General features: G+C 39.2%; 24 protein-coding genes. 19 read left to right on the forward strand and 5 right to left on the reverse strand.

The genetic code is table 11. From position 1 onward, the window contains the following. Positions 1 to 167 (reverse strand): helix-turn-helix domain-containing protein (locus tag JOC54_RS23055; protein ID WP_239586891.1); only part of this gene is annotated, 167 nt, incomplete at its 3' end. Between the two features lie 199 nt (positions 168 to 366). On the opposite strand from JOC54_RS23055, the gene spoVG reads away from it, so the two are divergent. The 9 genes from spoVG to JOC54_RS22315 all read left to right on the forward strand — a co-directional run bounded on the left by spoVG (position 367) and on the right by JOC54_RS22315 (position 9949). Further along, a complete protein-coding gene (gene spoVG / locus JOC54_RS22275) occupies positions 367 to 663 on the forward strand; it encodes a septation regulator SpoVG (RefSeq protein WP_035420817.1) in 297 nt (98 codons plus the stop codon). A 160-nt stretch (positions 664 to 823) separates the two neighbouring features. After that, the gene (gene glmU / locus JOC54_RS22280; RefSeq protein ID WP_204469314.1) at positions 824 to 2194 is read left to right on the forward strand and encodes a bifunctional UDP-N-acetylglucosamine diphosphorylase/glucosamine-1-phosphate N-acetyltransferase GlmU; all 1371 of its coding nucleotides are present in this window, start codon (positions 824 to 826) and stop codon (positions 2192 to 2194) included. Positions 2195 to 2212: 18 nt separating this feature from the next. After that, the gene (locus JOC54_RS22285) at positions 2213 to 3163 is read left to right on the forward strand and encodes a ribose-phosphate diphosphokinase (protein ID WP_035420815.1); all 951 of its coding nucleotides are present in this window, start codon (positions 2213 to 2215) and stop codon (positions 3161 to 3163) included. A 115-nt stretch (positions 3164 to 3278) separates the two neighbouring features. Next, on the forward strand, positions 3279 to 3935 hold the full coding sequence (locus tag JOC54_RS22290; RefSeq protein WP_035420814.1) for a 50S ribosomal protein L25/general stress protein Ctc: 657 nt from the start codon (positions 3279 to 3281) through the stop codon (positions 3933 to 3935). Positions 3936 to 4008: 73 nt separating this feature from the next. Continuing rightward, on the forward strand, positions 4009 to 4566 hold the full coding sequence (gene pth, locus JOC54_RS22295) for an aminoacyl-tRNA hydrolase (RefSeq protein WP_204469316.1): 558 nt from the start codon (positions 4009 to 4011) through the stop codon (positions 4564 to 4566). Positions 4567 to 4631: 65 nt separating this feature from the next. Continuing rightward, complete coding sequence (locus JOC54_RS22300; protein ID WP_035420812.1) at positions 4632 to 4859, forward strand: anti-sigma-F factor Fin; 228 nt, start codon at positions 4632 to 4634, stop codon at positions 4857 to 4859. Between the two features lie 124 nt (positions 4860 to 4983). Further along, positions 4984 to 8526, forward strand: coding sequence for a transcription-repair coupling factor (gene mfd, locus JOC54_RS22305; RefSeq protein WP_204469337.1), 3543 nt, complete (start codon positions 4984 to 4986; stop codon positions 8524 to 8526). A gap of 146 nt (positions 8527 to 8672) precedes the next feature. After that, positions 8673 to 9212 carry a stage V sporulation protein T gene (gene spoVT / locus JOC54_RS22310; protein WP_035420811.1) on the forward strand — a complete coding sequence of 180 codons (540 nt, stop codon included), beginning with the start codon at positions 8673 to 8675 and terminating at the stop codon, positions 9210 to 9212. A 116-nt stretch (positions 9213 to 9328) separates the two neighbouring features. Continuing rightward, positions 9329 to 9949, forward strand: a complete 621-nt coding sequence (locus JOC54_RS22315) for a YIP1 family protein (RefSeq protein WP_204469318.1) — start codon at positions 9329 to 9331, stop codon at positions 9947 to 9949. An 81-nt stretch (positions 9950 to 10030) separates the two neighbouring features. Here the strand turns inward: JOC54_RS22315 and murG are convergent, their stop codons facing one another. Together murG and JOC54_RS22325 are read right to left on the reverse strand one after the other, a co-directional pair. Beyond that, positions 10031 to 11083: an undecaprenyldiphospho-muramoylpentapeptide beta-N-acetylglucosaminyltransferase gene (gene murG, locus JOC54_RS22320; RefSeq protein WP_204469321.1), complete on the reverse strand. Its 1053-nt coding sequence runs from the start codon at positions 11081 to 11083 to the stop codon at positions 10031 to 10033. Positions 11084 to 11112: 29 nt separating this feature from the next. Beyond that, positions 11113 to 11757 (reverse strand): YIP1 family protein, encoded by a 645-nt coding sequence (locus JOC54_RS22325; protein ID WP_204469324.1) that lies wholly within the window; start codon positions 11755 to 11757, stop codon positions 11113 to 11115. 94 nt (positions 11758 to 11851) lie between these two features. On the opposite strand from JOC54_RS22325, the gene JOC54_RS22330 reads away from it, so the two are divergent. The 4 genes from JOC54_RS22330 to JOC54_RS22345 are packed head-to-tail and all read left to right on the forward strand — an operon-like array spanning position 11852 to position 15833. Next, complete coding sequence (locus JOC54_RS22330) at positions 11852 to 13453, forward strand: putative polysaccharide biosynthesis protein (protein ID WP_204469326.1); 1602 nt, start codon at positions 11852 to 11854, stop codon at positions 13451 to 13453. An 8-nt stretch (positions 13454 to 13461) separates the two neighbouring features. After that, positions 13462 to 14910, forward strand: a complete 1449-nt coding sequence (gene yabN, locus JOC54_RS22335; RefSeq protein ID WP_204469328.1) for a bifunctional methyltransferase/pyrophosphohydrolase YabN — start codon at positions 13462 to 13464, stop codon at positions 14908 to 14910. Between the two features lie 12 nt (positions 14911 to 14922). Next, positions 14923 to 15177, forward strand: coding sequence for an RNA-binding S4 domain-containing protein (locus JOC54_RS22340; RefSeq protein ID WP_035420804.1), 255 nt, complete (start codon positions 14923 to 14925; stop codon positions 15175 to 15177). Beyond that, positions 15177 to 15833 (forward strand): HAD family hydrolase, encoded by a 657-nt coding sequence (locus JOC54_RS22345; protein ID WP_239586890.1) that lies wholly within the window; start codon positions 15177 to 15179, stop codon positions 15831 to 15833. The genes JOC54_RS22340 and JOC54_RS22345 overlap by 1 nt, the downstream gene beginning before the upstream one ends. A gap of 19 nt (positions 15834 to 15852) precedes the next feature. Here JOC54_RS22345 and JOC54_RS22350 read toward each other — a convergent pair whose 3' ends face one another. Beyond that, entirely contained in the window at positions 15853 to 16821 is a 969-nt protein-coding gene (locus tag JOC54_RS22350; protein WP_204469331.1) for a 2-hydroxyacid dehydrogenase, read from the reverse strand. Between the two features lie 45 nt (positions 16822 to 16866). Here JOC54_RS22350 and JOC54_RS22355 point away from each other — a divergent pair, with 45 nt between their 5' ends. Further along, positions 16867 to 17442 (forward strand): GNAT family N-acetyltransferase, encoded by a 576-nt coding sequence (locus tag JOC54_RS22355; RefSeq protein ID WP_204469333.1) that lies wholly within the window; start codon positions 16867 to 16869, stop codon positions 17440 to 17442. Positions 17443 to 17577: 135 nt separating this feature from the next. Beyond that, positions 17578 to 18621 carry an NAD(P)/FAD-dependent oxidoreductase gene (locus JOC54_RS22360; protein WP_035441228.1) on the forward strand — a complete coding sequence of 348 codons (1044 nt, stop codon included), beginning with the start codon at positions 17578 to 17580 and terminating at the stop codon, positions 18619 to 18621. A 44-nt stretch (positions 18622 to 18665) separates the two neighbouring features. Here the strand turns inward: JOC54_RS22360 and JOC54_RS22365 are convergent, their stop codons facing one another. Next, positions 18666 to 19163 carry a hypothetical protein gene (locus tag JOC54_RS22365; protein ID WP_204469335.1) on the reverse strand — a complete coding sequence of 166 codons (498 nt, stop codon included), beginning with the start codon at positions 19161 to 19163 and terminating at the stop codon, positions 18666 to 18668. Positions 19164 to 19265: 102 nt separating this feature from the next. Between JOC54_RS22365 and yabP the strand changes: the two genes are divergently transcribed. From yabP to JOC54_RS22385, 4 genes are all read left to right on the forward strand, one after another. Next, the gene (gene yabP / locus JOC54_RS22370; RefSeq protein WP_081761054.1) at positions 19266 to 19580 is read left to right on the forward strand and encodes a sporulation protein YabP; all 315 of its coding nucleotides are present in this window, start codon (positions 19266 to 19268) and stop codon (positions 19578 to 19580) included. Then, entirely contained in the window at positions 19580 to 20137 is a 558-nt protein-coding gene (gene yabQ / locus JOC54_RS22375) for a spore cortex biosynthesis protein YabQ (RefSeq protein ID WP_035420800.1), read from the forward strand. Before yabP ends, yabQ begins: the two co-directional genes overlap by 1 nt. Positions 20138 to 20148: 11 nt before the next feature. Further along, positions 20149 to 20526, forward strand: a complete 378-nt coding sequence (locus JOC54_RS22380; protein ID WP_035420848.1) for an FtsB family cell division protein — start codon at positions 20149 to 20151, stop codon at positions 20524 to 20526. A gap of 74 nt (positions 20527 to 20600) precedes the next feature. Beyond that, entirely contained in the window at positions 20601 to 21074 is a 474-nt protein-coding gene (locus JOC54_RS22385) for a S1 domain-containing RNA-binding protein (protein WP_035420799.1), read from the forward strand. Positions 21075 to 21254 lie beyond the last annotated feature (180 nt).

Below are 21254 nucleotides of genomic sequence, written 5' to 3' on the forward strand. Positions count from 1 at the left end.
TTATATCGGTGAACTTGATTATCACGATACCACTTCATCCATGTTTTAATTTGACTGATATTTTTAATTCCATACTTCTCCATGATCTCTCGATTTGTTAGTTTCCCGCTCAATTTCTCTTTCACGACCGCCCATTTCACTTCACTTGAATATACGTTTTTGCCCATGCAAAAACACCTCCGAGTTTGTACTTTGTTCAAGTGTACCATTTCGAAGGTGTTTTATAGTGTCTCATTTTCTTAGGTTAGTCTATATAAGGTAGATGGTTTTTTGTTAAAAAAGATAAAAAATTTCAAATTCGTGAAGGGAATTTTCTTTTTATCGCGAATTATGTATACAGATTACCAAATAAGAGAGGTGACTATCATGGAAATTACTGACGTAAGGCTTCGTCGTGTGAATACAGAGGGACGTATGCGAGCAATTGCTTCTATTACAATTGATCATGAGTTCGTTGTTCATGACATTCGTGTAATTGATGGAAACAATGGGTTATTTGTCGCTATGCCTAGTAAACGGACGCCTGATGGGGAGTTTAGAGACATTGCGCATCCCATATCATCAAAAACAAGAGAGAAAATACAAGTTGCTGTTATAAACGAGTATGAACGTGTTGGAGAATATGAAGACGCTACCAATTATGAAGAGGCGGGAGCATCTTAAATAATAGGTTCAATAAGCTACCAGAAAGCCAGTTTGCAGGATGTGCAAACTGGCTTTTTTTGGAATCGTTTATTTAAGTATGTAAAGAGGCGATGTTACCTTGAAATAGCGGTATATTTAAAGTATAGTTTTAATGATAAATAAGTACGTGGAGGGAAATATGAGCGGACGATACGCGGTAATATTGGCGGCCGGACAGGGCACGCGAATGAAGTCTAAGTTATACAAAGTGTTACATCCAGTGTGTGGCAAATCCATGGTTGAACACGTTGTTGACCAGGTAACATCTCTTTCATTTGATGAAACTGCGGTAGTGATCGGACATGGTGCGGAATTAGTGAAAAAAACAGTAAAGCAAAATGTGCATTTTGTTTTACAAGAAGAGCAGCTTGGAACAGGCCATGCTGTAAAATGTTCGGAGCATCTCTTGGCAGACAAGAGTGGAACAACGGTTGTCTTATGTGGAGATACACCACTCATCACTTCAGAAACAATAACTAAATTAATGGACGATCATATTGAAAGCAAAGCGAAAGCAACGATTTTAACTGCTCACGCTGAAGATCCAACAGGGTATGGGCGCGTAATTAGAAGTGAAACCGGGAAAGTTGAGAAAATCGTAGAACAAAAAGATGCTTCTGAAGCAGAAAAAAAAGTTCAAGAAATTAACACAGGCATTTTCTGCTTTGACAATGCTGCTCTTTTTTCGACATTAAAAAAAGTAAAAAACAATAATGCCCAAGGTGAATATTATTTACCTGACGTAATTGAGTTATTAAAAGAGCAAGGTGAACTTGTTTCTGCTTATAAAATCAATTCATTAGACGAAACGATTGGGGTAAACGACCGTATTGCTCTTTCAAAAGCGGAAGCATTAATGAAAGATCGCATTAACCATAAATGGATGAGTGAAGGCGTTACTTTAATAGATCCGCAAACAACTTATATCTCAGCTGAAGCGATAATTGGTCGCGATACAACAATGCATCCGAATGTCACAATTAAGGGTGAGTCTGTAATCGGGGAAGATTGTATAATAGAATCTGGGACAGAAATTCATGAATCGACGTTAGAAGACCATGTTCATGTTCGAGCCTCTCAGATTGTAAATAGCTATGTAAAGAATGGTGCTACAATTGGACCGTTTGCTCATATCAGACCAGATTCATCAATTGGTCAGAATGTAAAAATTGGGAATTTTGTCGAGTTAAAGAAAACAAAAATAGATGATGGAAGCAAAGTATCTCATTTAAGTTATGTTGGAGATGCTATCATAGGAACAGATGTAAACGTCGGTTGTGGCGTTGTGACTGTTAATTATGACGGTGAGAATAAGCACCAAACAACAATTGCCGACGGTGCATTTATCGGTTCAGGATCTAATCTAATTGCGCCTGTTACGGTTGGTGAACGTGCCTTTATTGCTGCAGGTTCTACCATTACGGATCAAGTACCAGATTACGCATTATCCATTGCAAGATCGCGTCAAGTAAATAAAGAAAACTATGTCAAAAAAGATAGACAAGACTAACTGGAGGTAACACATCAAATGGCAAATTACAGCGACCCAAGCTTAAAGGTTTTCACGCTTAATTCCAATAAGGCATTAGCTGAGGAAATTGCACAGCATATTGGTATTTCACTGGGGAAAAATTCGGTTATGCGCTTTAGCGACGGTGAAGTTCAAATCAACATAGAAGAAAGTATCCGTGGCTGTGATGTTTATCTCATTCAATCAACTTCCGCTCCAGCTAATGAACATTTAATGGAACTCCTTATTATGATTGATGCGTTAAAAAGAGCTTCAGCAAGAACGATCAATGTTGTTATTCCTTATTATGGGTATGCTCGCCAAGATCGAAAAGCAAGAGCGAGAGAACCGATTACAGCAAAACTTGTTGCTAATTTGTTAGAGACAGCTGGGGCAACTAGAGTGTTGACTTTGGACCTGCATGCAACACAAATTCAAGGGTTTTTCGACATTCCGGTTGATCAATTAATGGGCGTGCCAATTCTGTCTGATTATTTTCAGGATAAAGGGTTGGATGACATTGTTGTTGTTTCTCCAGATCACGGTGGTGTTGTGCGGGCTAGAAAAATGGCTGATCGTTTAAAAGCGCCGATTGCGATTATTGATAAACGTCGTCCAAAACCTAACGTTTCTGAGGTTATGAACATCGTTGGAAATATTGAAGGAAAAACAGCAATTATTATTGATGACATTATCGATACAGCAGGAACGATTACACTTGCGGCGAATGCATTAGTAGAACAAGGTGCGAAGGAAGTGTATGCTTGCTGCACACATCCTGTTTTATCAGGTCCAGCAGTGGAACGTATTCGAAATTCAAAAATTAAAGAGCTTGTTGTTACAAATACGATTGCACTAGAAGAGGAGAAAAAAGGCGCTAATATTACGGAACTCTCTGTTGCTGGATTAATGGCAGAAGCGATTGTTCGTGTGCATGAAGATGCGTCTGTATCCACTCTTTTCGATTAAAAACTAGAGATCCGAAATAGGAATTACGAATGAATTTAATTTGTCTTGTTTGAAAACCAGGGTTTGGGGGAACACATTTAATAGACGTGTAAATCTAAATAGAGGTGAGTGAAGGATGACAGTATTAAAAGCAAAAGAACGTAATGACTTAACAGGACACCAAACTAAACAAATTCGCAATGAAGGTTTCGTACCTGGCGTATTATATGGAAAAAAAATTGAAAGTAAGCCTGTTTCAGTTGAGAGTGTTGCTTTCTTAAAAACACTTCGCGAAGTAGGACAGAATGGTCTATTTGATCTTCAGCTTGAAAGTGGAAAAAAGCATCATGTAATGGTGCAAGAAATCCAAGTAGATGCTTTGAAAAATCATTATACGCATATCGACTTTTTTGAAGTCGACATGAAAGTGGAACGAGATGCTAATGTCCCTGTACATCTAGAAGGTGATGCTCCAGGAGCAAGCGAAGGCGGAATCGTTAACCATTTATTATATGAAATCACCGTACATTGCTTGCCTGCGGATATTCCAGAAAGCATCACGGTTGATATATCAGAATTAAACGTAGGTGACACGTTATCAATCGCTGAAATTCGTTCATCTGTATCCGTGGAAATTGTAAATGAGGATGAAGAAGCAGTGGTTACTGTTCAACCTCCAACAGTTACAGAAGATCCAGATGAAACCGAAGAAGACAATACAACGGCGCTTGGTGTTGAAGCAACCGAAGAGCGTGAAGATGATAATAAAGATCGTCCAGGCCGTGTCGAATAATTAGTTAATAAAGTTGGCGGAAGGTATGACCCTTTGGGGTTATGCCTTTTTCGTCAAGTTAAAGGAGTTCCATATGAAACTTATAGTGGGGTTAGGTAACCCTGGAAAACAATATCACCAAACAAGACACAATGTTGGTTTTGATGTGCTGGACAAGTGTGTAAAATCATTCCAATTGGAATTTAATAAACAGAAATTTAAAGGCATCTATGCTGAAAGTATGATTCATAATGAAAAAGTGATCTTTCTTAAACCACTGACTTATATGAATTTATCTGGTGAATCGGTTCGACCTTTTATGGATTATTTTAAAATTGACTTATCAGACCTTGTTGTTGTATACGATGATTTGGATATACCTCCTGGTAAAATAAGACTTCGTCAAAAGGGAAGTGCTGGAGGACATAATGGGATTAAATCTTTGATTGCACATCTAGGAACTCAAGAATTTAATCGAATTCGAGTTGGTGTAGGGCGGCCTTTAAACGGAGAAGCGGTTGTGCATTATGTACTTAATGGTTATAGTAAAGAAGAGTTAGTACCGATGGAACAAGCTGTGAACAAAACAGTTGAGGCTTTGGAAGCGTCAATCCAAAAACCATTCATTAAAGTAATGAACGAATTTAATTAACAGCATAGTATCTCTCGTTTAAGACCATACTTTTTATAAAGAATGGATCTAAATGAGGTGAGAAAATGGCTGTTTATTATGGCTGCAGACATTGTAATCGTACATTAGGTGTAGTAACGGAGCCCGTTACACATCAAGATTTGGGACTGAACATGTTAACTGAAGAAGAACAACGGGAACTTGTAACGGTAACTGACGCAGGTCATTTACATGTAAAGGTAATCTGTGAAGATTGTTATGGGGCTTACGAGAATAATCCACAACTCTATGAATGGCAGCATGTTATTCATTAATTAGAACAAGCTTTGGTAAGCACATAACCAAAGCATTTTTCAGTTCTTATAAAGCGTAAACGTTTATAGTAATGGAATAATAATTAGTTTAAAAGAAACAGAAGAATCCAGGGGGAAACAAATGATGTTAGGACTACAGCATTTTGTAAGTGAAATGCATGAGTTACAAAAGGTAGCAGACGGTCTTGAAAAAGGGCTTAATGAACAATTGTTATCGGGATTAAGTGGGTCTGCCAGAACGGTTGCTAGTGCATCCTTATTTCGATCAACAAAAAAAAGCCAATTAGTTGTAACCCATAATTTATTTCAAGCGCAGAAACTATACGATGATTTAGTTGACCTGTTAGATGAAAGCTGCGTTTTGCTCTATCCTGTGAATGAATTGATTTCAGCAGAAATTGCTGTTGCCAGTCCGGAGATGAAAGCCCAACGCTTAGATGTATTAAATAAACTAACTGGAGGGTTTGAAGGAATTGTTGTTGTTCCTTTAGCAGGAATTAGACGACTATTACCGCCAACTTCCCTTTGGAAACAAAATCAATTAACGATCACTGTAGGCGATGATGTTGGACAGCTTGAAGATTTTATTAAAAAATTTGTAATGAACGGCTATCGAAGAACAGATATGATTTCGGCACCTGGTGAGATTAGTGTACGAGGTGGAATTATAGATTTGTATCCGCTTACGGAAGAAAATCCATTGAGAATTGAACTATTTGATACGGAGATCGATTCACTACGCTACTTTTCTTTAGAATCACAACGGTCTTTAAATATGCTTGAGTCTGTAATAGTGGGTCCAGCAGAAGAAGTGTTACTAACAAGCCTTCATTATAGTCATGCGGCAAAGAAGTTAGAAGAACAGTTTAGCATGACGTTGAAGAAAATTGCGAACATAAAAATCCGTGAGCAGCTTAACGAACGCATTCCATTTGAAATTGCTCAGTTAAAGCAGGAGCAAACGTTTGAAGGTATGTATAAGTACATGTCCTTTTATTATGAAAATCCGCAGACGCTTTTATCCTATATGCCTGAATCGGGAGTTGTTTGGATTGACGAGATGACTCGTGTGAAAGAAATGGCTGATAACCTTCAAAGAGAGGAAGCGGAATGGCATACTGGCATGCTTGAACAAGGTGGTATTGTCCACGGTGCTGAAATGGCACTTGATGCACTTGGGAGACTACAAAAAGCACCTCAGCAAGTTATTTATTCTTCTTTATTTCAAAAGCAGGTATCATCTACTCGCCCTGAGCAACTTATCAATGTACCTTGTAAATCGATGCAAAATTTTCATGGACAAATGGATTTGCTCACATCGGAAATTAATCGATGGATCAGCAATAACTATGCTGTTGTCTTTATTGCGGGAACGGAAGATCGTGCGAAGCGCTTATCATTAAACTTATTAGATGAAAAAGTTGATGCTCGTCTTGTAGAAGGGTCAACAGAAATTACAGCTGGAAAAGTACAGATTTATACAGGGCATTTAAATACAGGTTTTGAATTTCCAGAACAAAAAGTCGTTGTCATCACGGAAGAGGAAGTCTTTGCAAAGCAAGCGAGAAAACCAAAGCGTCGCCAAAAGATGACGAATGCCGAGCGGATTAAAAGCTACTCTGAACTAGCTGTCGGTGATTTAATCGTGCACACTAACCATGGTGTCGGGAAATATTTAGGGGTCGAGACGCTTGAGATTAATGGTGTTCATAAGGATTATTTAAACCTACGCTATGCTGGCAATGACAAGCTCTATGTTCCAGTTGAGCAAATTGATCAAGTCCAAAAATATGTTGGTTCAGAAGACAAGGATCCAAAGATTTATGCTTTGGGTGGGAATGATTGGAAAAAAGTAAAGAAGAAAGTTCAATCTTCTGTAGAAGACATTGCAGATGATTTAATTAAACTTTATGCAGAGCGAGAAGCAAGCGTTGGTCACAAATTCTCTGAAGATGGCCCTGAGCAAGCAGATTTTGAAGGCTCATTTCCTTATCAAGAAACAGAAGATCAAACAAGGGCCATCGCTGAGATTAAAGAAGATATGGAAAAACAAAGACCAATGGATCGACTGCTATGTGGCGACGTTGGTTACGGAAAAACTGAAGTTGCGATTCGGGCTGCATTTAAAGCCATTATGGATGGAAAACAAGTCGCTATTCTTGTGCCGACAACCATTTTGGCGCAACAACATTTTGAAACAATTTCTGAGCGGTTTTCCGAATTTCCAATTACAGTCGGAGTATTAAGTCGCTTCCGTTCCAGAAAAGAACAAAATGAAGTATTAAAAGGGCTTAAGGCGGGATCTGTAGACTTAGTTGTAGGAACACATCGACTACTCTCCAAAGATCTACAGTTTAAGGAATTAGGCTTGCTTATTGTTGATGAAGAGCAGCGCTTTGGTGTAACGCATAAAGAAAAAATCAAACAAATGAAGGCGAATATTGATGTACTGACGTTAACGGCCACTCCGATTCCAAGGACGCTCCATATGTCAATGCTTGGCGTACGTGATTTGTCTGTTATTGAGACACCACCAGAAAATCGTTTTCCTGTACAAACGTATGTTGTCGAATATAACCCATCAATTGTGAAAGAAGCAATTGAGCGTGAGTTAACACGCGGTGGGCAAGTTTATGTCTTGTATAATCGAGTTGAAGATATTGAAAGAATGACTGAACAAATTTCAATGCTTGTGCCTGAAGCGCGTGTTTCGTATGCCCATGGGCAGATGAATGAAAGAGAACTTGAATCCGTTATTTTGAACTTCTTAGAAGGGGAAAGTGATGTATTAGTAACAACAACGATCATTGAAACCGGAGTCGATATTCCAAACGTCAATACGCTGATTGTGAGTAATGCCGACAAGATGGGACTATCGCAGCTGTATCAAATACGTGGACGTGTTGGTCGGTCTAATCGCGTAGCTTACTCTTATTTCACGTACCAGCCTGACAAGGTGCTAAGCGAAGTTGCAGAGCGTCGACTACAAGCGATTAAAGAATTTACCGAACTTGGATCCGGTTTTAAAATAGCGATGCGAGATTTAACAATTCGCGGAGCAGGCAATCTTCTTGGGTCACAACAGCATGGATTTATTGATTCAGTAGGATTTGATTTATACTCGCAAATGTTAAAAGATGCGATAGAAGAAAGAAAAGGCGACAAACCTAAAGAGCCACCATTTCAAGCAGAGCTTGCGCTTCATTTAGATGCGTATATACCGGAACGCTACATCCCAGATGCGAAACAAAAAATCGAGATGTATAAGCGTTTTAAAGGTGTAGAATCGATTGAAGAAATAAATGATCTTAAAGATGAATTAATTGACCGATTTGGAGAGTACCCAAAGCAAGTGGACTATTTGTTTTCTCTGACCAAAATGAAATATTATGCTGACCGTGAAAAGGTTGAGAAAATTAGTGAGGGTAAAGATGCTGTCTCAATCTTATTAACGCTTGAAACAACACAGCGTACAAAAGTAGCGACAATCATGGATGTGGCAAGATCGGTTGGAAAATTCGTTTCTGTTGGGACGCAGGGAGATCAGTTGAAGATTTCTATAAAAACAAAGCAGTTGACTACCGATGCTCTTCTTGAGTACATTATTAAAATGCTTGAATCGATTCGCACAGCAAACACAAGTAAAAAGAAAGCGACTATTTCATAAAGAACTTGCTTAAGGTGTTTTTACTAAAATAATTCATGTATTGGTGAATAGTTCATGAAAAAGGAAAGATACTACAAGTACAATCAATTGTATTAGTTTCTGCAATTTATTTTACTATTAGCACCTTAGAAAGCGAGGCTCTCATTATGAAAGCAACAGGAATTGTTAGGCGGATTGATGATCTTGGGAGAGTTGTTATTCCTAAGGAAATTAGACGGACGTTACGTATTCGAGAAGGGGATCCATTAGAAATCTTTGTTGATCGCGATGGAGAAGTTATTTTAAAAAAATATTCTCCTATCTCTGAGCTAGGTGATTTTGCAAAAGAATATGCAGAAGCGCTCTATGACAGTTTGAATCAAAATGTATTGATCTCGGATCGGGATACATATATCGCGGTATCAGGAGCATCCAAAAAAGAATATGCGAATAAAGCGGTTGGGGAAGCAATTGAGTCTGTGATGGCTAACCGTAAATCCCATTTAGAGGCTTCTGCGGGAGAGTATAACTTAGTTGGTGAACATACGGATGATTACAAAGGGTATGTAGCGGCTCCAATTATTGCGAGTGGTGATCCAATCGGCACAGTTGTAATCTTCTCTAAGAATGAGCCTTTAAATGGAAAGTTAGAACAAAAAATGGCTGAAACAGCCGCTGGATTTTTGGCTAGACAAATGGAACAATAACCGTTACCTCAATTGGTGAGCTTACTCACTAATTGAGGTTTTTTTGGTATGAGTAGTAGAAAAGTTTAATAAATTTAGTTAAAATAAACAAAAAGTTAAAAATTGGGGGAAAAGTAATGGAGTTGTTTTTTAAAGTATGGATTGATCCAAGAGGAGTAACGAATAGAGCGGTCAAAGTAGAAAGTGATAAAGGGAGAGACGGAGTTCTATTTCTAATTGCCTATATCGCAGCTGTATTAACGACATTTACGTCGTTTACTTGGGAGGAGCCGGTCTCATTTTTATTTGTAGCGGTTGTGGCTATTATTGCTGGTGTTGTTGTAGCGCCGCTTAGTTTATATCTCTATCCACTACTCATAAAATGGATAGGATCGTGGTTTGAAGGAAAGGCAAATACATTTGAATTGAGAGTGGCCGTAGTATACAGCAGCATTGTACCAAATATCCTCATTAGTTTACTTAGTTTACCTTTCATAGTAATGATTGGCGAAGTATATTTTCTTGAAAATTCTGATATTTATTCTTTTACTCAACCCGCTGTTAACCTATGGGGTGCTTGGGTACTGCTATTTTTAAGTCTAGGCTTAAGTATTTGGGTATTTGTTATACAGCTACACGCGATAGGTGAAGTTCATGGTTTTTCGGCTTGGAAAGCGTTATTGGTTCAGTTCCTTCTAGGGTTAATGCTATTTTTTATTTTGGTTGTTGTCCTGCTATTTATTCTCATCCTTCTTTAATAATTAAATAAAGCGCCCTTGTACCAGACTCTCCTTTATCAGAAGTAAAAAAGGAGAGGTCAGGCTTATAAGGTCGCTTTTTTAGTTTAATTTCGCAATGATTTTATCGACGGCTTTTGTTGATTCGCTTGCAGTCATATTGTCTAATAGAACGTGACGATTGTGATAGAGCGAATGAATCTCTTCAACAAGAGTTTCCTTAGTTAAATTTTCTTCTTCAAGCATATGCGCATAGCCGTTGTTTACGAACGTTTGCGCATTTAGAATTTGGTCGCCCCTGCTTTGAGCACGTGTTAATGGGATGATAAGCATGGGTATATGCAGGGCAAGGAATTCAAATATTGCATTTGAGCCCCCACGAGTGACTACAATGTCAGTAGCTTGTAGGAGGTGAGGCAGTTCCTCATGAACATATTCATATTGCTTGTAACCGCGTTTACCTTCTAAGCTTGAATCAAGCTGGCCTTTTCCGCAGATATGAATGATTTGATAGGTCTGTAAAAGTGTTTCAAGCGATTCTCTGATCGCCTCATTGATCCGTCGAGCCCCAAGGCTTCCTCCCATGATGAGTAGAACAGGTTTCTCTCTGATAAAATCAGTCAGAACTAGACCTTGAACACGCGTTCCAGTATATAAATCTTTTCTAATTGGTGATCCAACAATAGTTGTTGCTTCTTTAGGAAAATGCGCAGCCGTTTCGGCAAAAGACGTATAGAATGTTTTTGTAAACCGTTTAGCTAGACGATTAGCTAGGCCAGGCGTTAAATCACTTTCATGCAAATGAACTGGAATCTTTAAGGAATAGGCTGCGGCAACAACCGGGACAGTAACAAAGCCGCCTTTTGAAAAAACAACGTCGGGCTTAATTTTCTTTAATATTTTTCGAGCTTGTCGAAAGCCGTTGGTAATTCGTGCAAGGTCAGTAATGTTTTTACGATCAATGTAGCGGCGGAGTTTCCCGCTAGAAATGGCATAATACGGTATTCCTGCTTTCTCAACAAGCTCACGTTCAATGCCTTCGTAAGAACCAATATAAGAAATGGACCAATCCTCTTTATTCATTTGATCGATGATGGCAAGGTTTGGAGTTACGTGACCAGCAGATCCACCACCAGTAAATATAATTTTTTTCATAAATGTCCTCTCATGTGTAAAATAATCCCTTAACTAAACAGGTGACTGATTAAATTGACAGCGATAAAAATCATCGCCATGCACCCTACGATGGCAATAACAATTAGTAAGGATCTCCAAACTTTAATTTTTTGTGCCTCAGCATAGGCGATAAGGAAAATTACGAAAAGCCATATCGTTGCTAGGTCAAGGAGAAAGGAGCCGAAACGAAAAAATCCAAGAAAAAATGTGCTTTGCAATTGGAATTGCAACAATGCCAAAGCTGATAAAATGAGGCTCGCTAATCCAAGTAAAATTCCTGGCATAAAGAGGGCGTAAACGAATACTTTACGAGTAGCCTCAATATTGCCGTTTCCACCGTACCATGTTCCTACATGACCGAATGCAAAGCCGAATCCATAATAGAGTAAAGGTCCAGTCAGTGAACCAATTATCACTGTAATGAGGAGCGGAATAAAAGCGCCATTTGCAGCCATGAACAAGGTTTCGGTGCGGGCAAACCAGAAAGTGATCAGCCCTCCGAACACAAACGATAATAGTATAGCTGCACGTTTATGTAAACCGTATGTAAGGGCAGTTCGAATGGATTTTCTTGGAGAGAACCAAATTGAGAGCCAAGGGTTTGTTGAGTTCAATCGATCACCTTCAATAGTCGTGTCTTTTTTTAATATCATACCATGTTTACCCACTTTCTATGAAGTGAGCTGGAAAAAGAAATCAAATCTTAGTATGATAAAATCCTAAGATGATTTAAAGGAGGAAGCACACTTGAGAAATAATGATCAATCACAAGTGATAAAGGGTGCTTTTTTCCTTTCGTTGGCAGCACTTTTCGCAAAAATATTAAGTGCGTTCTATCGTATTCCTTTTCAGAATATGGCAGGGGATATGGGTTTTTATGTGTATCAACAAGTATATCCTTTTTATGGTGTCATAACCATTCTAGCATTGTACGGTTTTCCTGTTGTTCTATCAAGGCAGGTCGCTGAAAAAAAAGCACACGGCAAGCAAGAGGAAGCAAATGAATTAGTCCTATACTCTTTTCTAGGTATATTCCTATTCTCTCTTATTGTATGTGTAGGATTTCTCTTTTTTGCCAGACATATCGCCGTGTTAATAGGGGATGAATCACTTGAACCGCTCATGCGAGTTGTTGGAATTGGTTTTTTATTTCTTCCTTTGCTAAGTACATTGCGAGGAGTTGGACAAGGGAACGAAGAAATGGGACCGTCTGCTTTTTCACATGTTGGTGAGCAGTTTATGCGCGTTTTTGCCATCTTAATTATTACTTATCTTCTTGTAGATTATCATGCAAACCCTTATGAAATTGGAATAGGTGCATTATATGGCTCGCTTATAGGCAGTGTTATAGGTTGTGTGATTTTAACGGTCATGACTAAAGGGAAACTAGCGACAATTAGGAATTGGAAATTATCAGTTAGGTCGTTCTTCTATCACAATCTTAATCTTTTTAAACAAAGTATTTTTATTTGCTTAAATGCTTTGGTTTTGTTGCTTTTTCAGCTAGTAGATGTGTTCACAATCGTACGGTTGCTACAATCAGTAGGCGTTGTTGAGGAACAGGCTTTCTTGGCGAAAGGAATATATGATCGGGGACAACCGCTGCTTCAACTTGGTACCATTTTGACAACAACGGTAGCATTAGCTCTAGTTCCATTATTAAGTAAATCAATCGCTTTAAATAAAATACGTGATGCACAGATGTATCGGGATGTTTCCATGCGAATGGCTGTATTAATTGGTGGAGGTGCAACACTAGGGCTTATACTATTAATGGAGCCAATAAACCACATGCTGTTTACGGATGGATCTGGAACGTTCGTCTTGCAAGTCTTGGCTTTTTCAATTTTCCCTTGTACCGTCTATTTAGCCGGAGCTGCTATCCTTCAAGGATATGGAAAGATTCATATTCCGTTTTATGCCATTAGCATTGGGGTGTTTGTGAAATTAGGCGGGAACATCCTGTTTGTTCCTTTTTTTGAAACGACGCTTGGAGCTGCAATTGCCAACGTACTCGCATTTACAGTGATGATGGGAATTGTTCTTTATGCAATTAAGGCACAAGGTGAGATAATAGTGGTTCAGAAACAATCATTTATGATTGTAATCATAACGCTACTCGTAATGGGTATGAGCGTATTTATAGTAAAGCAGTTCATAATAGCACCGATTTTCCCGCAGACCAGAATGGGTTCTTCATTATTGGCGATTTTATTGTCAACATTCGGTGGATTAATCGTAGCGTTATCACTGTTAGTAACGAATCTTTTAACGAAGCGAGAGTGGGCAAGTATGCCTAAGCTTCTAAAAGTGCGTAGAAAGATGATTGGGTTTATAACGAGAGTATGAGGTGACGTATGGGACGTATTCAAGTAGTAGGATTAGGCGCAGGTGAACTTGCTCAGCTGCCTTTAGGAATTTATAGGGAGTTAAAAGGGGCACGTTCATTATACGTAAGAACAGTGGACCACCCTGTATTAAAAGAATTGAAAGAGGAAGGCATTACGTTTCAATCGTTTGATTCGGTTTATGAGCAACACCAGTCATTTGAAGAAGTTTATGATGCCATTGTCAATCAATTAATAGAGCTAGCTGCAATTGAGGATGTTCTCTATGCTGTACCAGGTCACCCTTTTGTCGCTGAAAAAACCGTGCAGCTGTTAAAAGAACGAGTGGAAGGGACTGATATTGAGCTTAAGATAGTAGGAGGGGCTTCTTTTCTCGATCAGATGTATACAACACTGGGGATTGATCCAATAGAAGGCTGTCAAATTGTGGACGGAACAGCCTTAACTGCGGATGAAATTCAAATTCGCCATCATGTCATTGTTGTACAGGTATATGATGCAATGATTGCTTCAGAGGTAAAGTTAACCTTGATGGAAAAACTTCCTGATGATTATGAAGTAACAATTGTTACTGCTGCAGGTACAAGCAGTGAGGTTGTACAGAAAGTGAAGCTATACGAGCTAGATCGCTATACAAAATTAAACAATTTGACAGCAGTATATGTTCCACCAGTGAAAGAGGCGGAATTGTTGGAGCGAGACTTCTCCCATCTTCGTCGGATCATTGAGACATTACGTGGACCGGGAGGCTGTCCATGGGATCAAAAGCAAACGCACCAGTCATTGAAACGTTATTTGTTAGAGGAAACGTATGAAGTGTTTGAGGCCATTAACGAAGATGACGATGAACACTTAGCTGAAGAACTCGGTGACGTCCTGTTGCAAGTTCTTCTGCATGCTCAAATTGGTGAAGAGGAGGGCTTCTTCACAATTGATGATGTAGTGGCAGGGTTAGCTCAGAAAATGATTAGAAGACATCCTCATGTTTTTGGTAATAAAGACGTATCTAATGAACAAGAAGTTTTAAAAAACTGGCAAGAAATAAAGAAAGAAGAAAAGCCACAACAAGTTGTATCAGAAGTATTAAGCAAGTTGACCAGCGAGGCTTCCATACTCGCTGTAGCAGAAAAACTTCAAAAGGAAGCAGCAGCGATTGGCTTCGAGTATGCTCAAATAGAAGATGTTTGGGCGAAGCTTGAAGAGGAAACTAAAGAAGTAAAAGAAGCCTCTCTTGATTCACTAGAAGAAGAATATGGTGATTTACTGTTAACCGTTGTAAGTCTTGGACGATTCTACAAGGTGTCACCAGGTGTTGCTTTGCATTATGCTGTTCAGAAGTTTCGCAACCGCTTTGCGTTTATGGAGGAACAGGCTAGACATAACGGGACTGTGTTAAGCAATAGTGACTTCGATCAGTTAAATAAATGGTGGAAAGAAGCAAAACAAGAAGAAGAATAAGGAGAGCTGTATATGAGACTGGACAAGTTTTTGAAAGTATCTCGACTAATTAAACGTAGAACGCTGGCTAAAGAGGTAAGTGACCAAGGGCGTATCGCTGTTAATGGGCAGACAGCAAAAGCAGGAACAACCATTAAAGCAGGAGACGAGTTAACCATTCGTTTTGGGCAAAAAATTGTAACAGTACGAATTGACGATGTCCGGGAAACGACTCGAAAAGATGCTGCGGCTGAAATGTATACAATTGTAAAAGAGGAAGCGCTATAATGAATGGGTTTATCTTTGATATGGATGGCGTCATCATTGACAGTCAGCCATTACATTTTGACGTTGAGGTAGCTTTGTGTAAGAAGTATGGAATCGAGTTAGAGACTGGAGAATTAGAGTCATACGTAGGAATGAGATCAGAGGATGTCTGGGCTCAAATTAAAGAACGGCATGGCGCTTCTTTTGATGTTCGGGCAATTTATGAAGAATCTAATTCTGCTAAGTTAACCTATTTAAAAGAGTCGAATTTGGGGCCTATTGCTGGAATTAACGATTTATTACAACAGTTAAAAGCTAATCAGTATCGAATAGGTCTTGCCTCATCTTCTCCTAGAGTGTTTATTGAGTCGGTACTCTCTACTTTTCAAATTGATTCTTATTTTGATATTGTCGTTAGCGGGGAAGAAGTAGACTATGGAAAGCCAGCACCAGATATTTATCTCGCAGCAGCAAATGAATTAGGCGTATCTCCGGTGAGTTGTACAGTCTTAGAAGATGCAGCGCAAGGAATTCAGTCGGCAAAATCGGCAAATATGACTGTGATTGGCTATCGAAATCTACATTCAGGTAACCAAGACTTATCAAAAGCCGATTTTCAAGTTGACTCAATCAATCAAATCATCCCAAATCAACACGGGATACAAATTAAAAAATAAGGGTTTGCCGAGGCAACCCTTATTTTTTTACAACATCAACTGGCGTTTTACCGAGTGCACCTGCAACTAAATTCTCGGCAGCACGCATAGCCATCGCTTCTCGCGTTGCCGCTGTGGCTGAGCCAATGTGAGGCGTTAATGTCACATTTTTTAGAGACAGGAACGGATGGTTACTTGGAAGTGGTTCTTGTTCGAATACATCTAACGCTGCTCCAAAAATTTCGTTAGTTGTAAGAGCTTCAATAAGCGCTTTTTCGTCAATAACAGGACCTCGGGCACCATTAACGAGCAACGCTGTTTGCTTCATCTTGCTAAGTTCCTCTTTACCGATTAAATGCGTCGTTTCCTCAGTCAAAGGCACCATCAATACAACAATATCTGATTCTTCGAGTAAAGTGTCAAGCTCCACTTTTTTAGCGCCATAACGCTCCTCTGCTTCAGGTCGTGCAGATCGATTATGATAAAGAACGGACATATTGAATCCTTCTTTTGCACGGTGAACGACTTTTTCGCCAATGCGCCCCATCCCAATAATGCCAAGTGTTTTCTTATATACATCTTGACCATATAATGACGGCTGCGTTGTTTTATCCGTCCAGTTTCCATCAATAACTTCTTTGTGTAATTCAGCAATACGACGACTACCTGATAAAATTAACCCAAACAATAAATCGGCTACCGTTTCATCAAGAACATACGGTGTATTTGTTAAGTAAACGTTATGCTTAGCTAATCCAATAGGATCGAATCGGTCATAACCAACCGTAGCTGTGCTAATGACTTTTAAGCGCTCACAATTTTTAACTAGTTCTTCGTCTGCGCTAAGACTTGTTAGAAGCGCACCGTCTGAATGACGCAAAATCTCTTTTAATTGTTCTGTAGTTGGTTTCTCGTCTTTGTCCCAAATCGTATAGTCGCAATGATCGGCTATGTACGATAAAACCGAGTCAGGTACAGATTGTGCTAAAAAAACATGAGGCTTATTCACGATGTAACACACTCCTTTTTCTTTAGTCTACCATAAGAGGATCCGTTGTTTGTCATCATTTTAAGCAGGAGACAGATTGATCTTGTCGAAAAGAATGATGATATTAATTTGGAGGAGAAGAGCATGCGGATTCGAACGGTTGAGAAAAAGGACGCGGAGGCTTTCTATCAATTTCAAGTAAAGCTTGATCAAGAGGCTGAATATATGCTTTATGAGCCTAATGAGCGCATCACAACGGTCAGGCAAATAAAGAAGACAATTAAGGATATTAAAAAGATGGAAACTTCCACCATCTTTATTGCGGAAGAAGGAAATCGAATTATAGGATATGTAGGGATATACGGATCCTCATTAAGAAGAGTTAAGCATGTTGGCTACATTAGTATTGGAATTATTGAGGCTTATTGCAATAAGGGCATCGGCTATCAACTGTTGACATCGTCCATTCAATTTGCAGAAGAAACAGAATTAAAGCGATTAGAACTTAGCGTAATTGAAGAAAACAAACGAGCAATTCACCTTTATCAAAAATGTGGATTTGTGCTAGAAGGTGTAAGGAAGAAAGCAGTTCGAATAAATAAACAATGGCATGACGAGTTCTATATGGCAAAAATACTTTAGCATAGATTATTTTGCTTAAAACGTAATAAAAAAATAGGTTGAGCTTGATAATGTAAGCGGAGTCCACTAAAATGGTTATGAGAATGATTTTCATTATCTTGATACATTGGAGGAAGGCCCGTGCAACGAAATGATATGTACGACCTAACGATAATTGGCGGCGGACCAGCCGGTTTATATAGCACATTCTACGCAGGTATGCGTGATTTAAAAGTTAAATTAGTTGAATATAATAGTCAATTAGGTGGGAAGATCCTTTTTTACCCTGAAAAGATTGTATGGGATGTTGGGGGAATGCCGCCAACTCCAGGTGCTACGTTAATTGAGCAATTGGTTAACCAAGCGAGTACTTTTGAACCAACAATCTGCTTAAATGAACATATCGTGAAAATGATTCGAGAGATAGATGGAACATACACGTTGGTAAACGCAAAAGGTGAGGAACACTATACGCGTACGGTGATGCTAGCTTCTGGCCATGGAATTCCCGTCATGCAGAAACTTGATATAGAAGGAGCAGACCGATTTGAAGTTTCGAATTTACATTATACGGTCACTCAAATTGAAGGATTTCGCAATAAACGAGTTCTTATATCGGGCGGAGGTAATGCGGCAGTTGACTGGGCAAACGAATTAGTCGGTGTTGCAAGTGAAGTGATTGTCTGTCATCGTCGGGATGATTTTGGCGGGCATGAGAAAAATGTTGCCAAGATGAGACAGTCTGTTCAATTAAGAACCCCTTATCAAATCAAGGAGCTTCATGGTGCTTTGTCTGCTATAGAATCGGTGACGTTAACAAATTGTGAAACAACTATAGAAGAAAAGCTAGAGATTGATGCTGTTATTGTGAATCATGGAATGAAGCTAGACGGGTGCTTCTTAATCGATGCTGGTTTAGAGCTTGAGGCGGATGGATTTTTACGCGTTTCCCCGTGTATGGAAACAAGTCAGCAAGGAATTTTTGCTGCAGGTGACGTTACGCGCCATGCAGGAAAGCTTCAGCTTATCTCAGGAGCATTTGTTGAAGGCGCAACGGCTGTTAATGGCGCAAAACAATACTTAGATCCAAGTGCAACAGAACAAGCTTTTGTCTCGTCACATAATGAGAAATTTAAGCAACGGAATAAAGAATTGACCATTGAGAGAAGTACGAAAAAAGTTGTCATGGGGTTTTCTTAATTAACTATCAACTCAACCGAGCTCTGAACGCATGCGTTCAGAGCTTATTTGTTCGAGCAAAGGAAGGAAGGGGTCGATAGAAGAGACGACAAATCCTCAATAGGAATGGATGGACAAGTTTGGTCTGTGTACACCATTTTTTGCTGGTCTTCTATAACAACGATGGAAAGAACTGTTGTATCCCCTAATTTCTTGAGTGCGTGCGCAAGAATTGTCTCATTTGTGAGTTCAAACAGTATCGGCTTCGTTAAGGAGACGATGTCAAACAACCTCAGGAAAGACAAAACAGTAATGTGTTGGTGGTAATCTAGAAGTGATTCTGGAAGATATAAAAGTGTTGTAATGGATGGCTTATTTTTTTGAATATCCTCATAGAATAAAGACGCTTCGGACTCTACGTTGAAGAAAGATGGTAGAACGATTAAAACCGTTTCTGCTGAGAAAAGGTTGGTATTATAGTGAAGAAGTGTTGATAATCCTCGGACATGACTAAGCTTTAAATCTGAAAAATCTTCTTTGTGTTTCAAAATGTAGGTTGACATCTCAAAGACCTCCTATCATAAAATTGTGTGAAGTAGCTTGTTCTACCCCTGCGCGGTCCTGCATAAGCTTTCGTAAAGACACGCTTTTGAGGAGGGTGCGGAATGGATCAAACAAACTATGAGTTTGGAGCACCAATGGGAAGGGAAAGGCAAAATAACGACCATGATATTACTTTAAGAGGTCGCAAGCAGTTGGATATAACTGGCGTGAAACAAGTAGATAGCTTTGACAATGAAGAATTTCTGTTAGAGACAGTCATGGGTTATTTAGCTGTGAGAGGTCAGAACCTGCACATGAAAAATTTAAATGTCGAACAAGGGAATGTTTCAATTGAAGGAAAGATTTATGACTTAATTTATGTAGATCAAAATCAACAAGGTAAACCCAAAGGTCTGTTTGGAAAGCTTTTTAAATAATGGCTTTAACGGTACAGTTTTATACAATATTATCAATGGCTGCGATGGGTTTATGGCTTGGAGCAGCTATTGATACATATGGGCGATTTCGATTGAGGCGACATTCCTTCGATATAAAAACAGCACTTCTGGATGGACTTTTTTGGTTTATTCAAGCTTGTATTGTCTTTTATGTGCTATTCAAAACCAATCAAGGTGAAGTCCGAATTTATGTGTTCTTGGCCTTGCTTTGCGGTTTTGCAGGCTACCAAGCACTGTTTCAAGGTGTGTACAATCAACTGCTCGACGCGCTAATACGTATGGTACAGGCTCTTTTTCAAGTAATTGTTTGGCTAATAAAAGTTCTTTTTTATTATCCTATTAAGTGGATATTGCACTTTTTAAAGCGTTTAGCTATGATGATAGTAATTGCTATTTGGAGTGTAGTCTACTATTTACTCTTAAAGCCAAGCTATTTTATCTTAAGCTTGTTGGGAGTGATTCCATTGCTAAAAAAAGGACAGCCTGTTGTAAAAAAAATGCAGGATTTATATAGGCGTCTGGTGAAAAAAGAGTAGAGGTGAGAACGTTGACGTCTAAACGAGCAACGATTAAAGAAATTGATACAAATTATATGGAGCAGCGTCAGCAGGAACTCATGCGACAATCTAAACGGCGTAAAGGTCTGTTTAGACGTTTAACTTTTATGGGGATCGTTTTTGGAGTACTTGCTATTTTTTGTGGGATTACGCTCTTTTCACAGCAAGCTGATATTCGAGAGAAAAAAGAGCAGCATGAAGAAGCACTGGCAGAACAGCAAGCGTTGCAGGAAGAAGAAGGCCAGCTCTTACAATCAATAGAAAATTATCAAGATGATGAATTTATCAAGGAAATAGCTAGGCGAGATTATTATTTAACACTCCCTGGCGAAACAAGAATTAATGTCTCAAAGCAAGCGAGCGATTGACACGTTTTCTAGCTGTCAAGTATAATCTTATCTAGTACGTTATTTACCCAAATTTAAGGAGGATGTACGTTTTCATGTCCATAGAAGCAGGCAGCAAGCTGCAAGGTAAGGTTACTGGGATTACTCATTTCGGAGCATTTGTTGAATTACCAGGAGGATCTACAGGCCTAGTTCACATTAGTGAGGTCGCGGATCACTACGTTAAAGATATAAATGAATTGTTAAAGGTTGGCGACGAGGTTACTGTTAAAGTCGTAAACGTTGAAAAAGACGGGAAGGTTGGTCTATCTATCCGCAAAGCGGTAGATCGTCCAGAAGGAGAAGCTCGTCCAGCTCGCCCTGCACGTCAAGACGCACCAAGAAACGCTCGACCACAACAGCGTTCGTCTGGTGGTTACCGTGGTGGTGGTGGAGGAAGTAAACCACGCCCAACGCCTTCGTTTGAAGATAAGGTGAGCCGATTCTTAAAAGATAGTGAAGAGCGTCTTACAACCATCAAGAGACAAACTGAATCAAAACGTGGTGGCAGAGGTGCGAAACGAGGTTAACATGCAGCTTGTGTAACGTATAATCCGTTGTATATATATAATTGTGCCTTCATTCATAATAGAAAAAGAGTCGTTTTAAAACGACTCTCAGATTGTCGAGAAAGCCTTGGTTCTGTGAACCCAGGCTTTCTCTTATGGTCTTTTGATTGGTCCCAATGACGAAATTTGATGGTGAAAAGG

It is taken from the genome of Shouchella xiaoxiensis, assembly GCF_016907895.1.
Classification (GTDB): Bacteria; Bacillota; Bacilli; order Bacillales; family Bacillaceae_D; genus Shouchella; species Shouchella xiaoxiensis.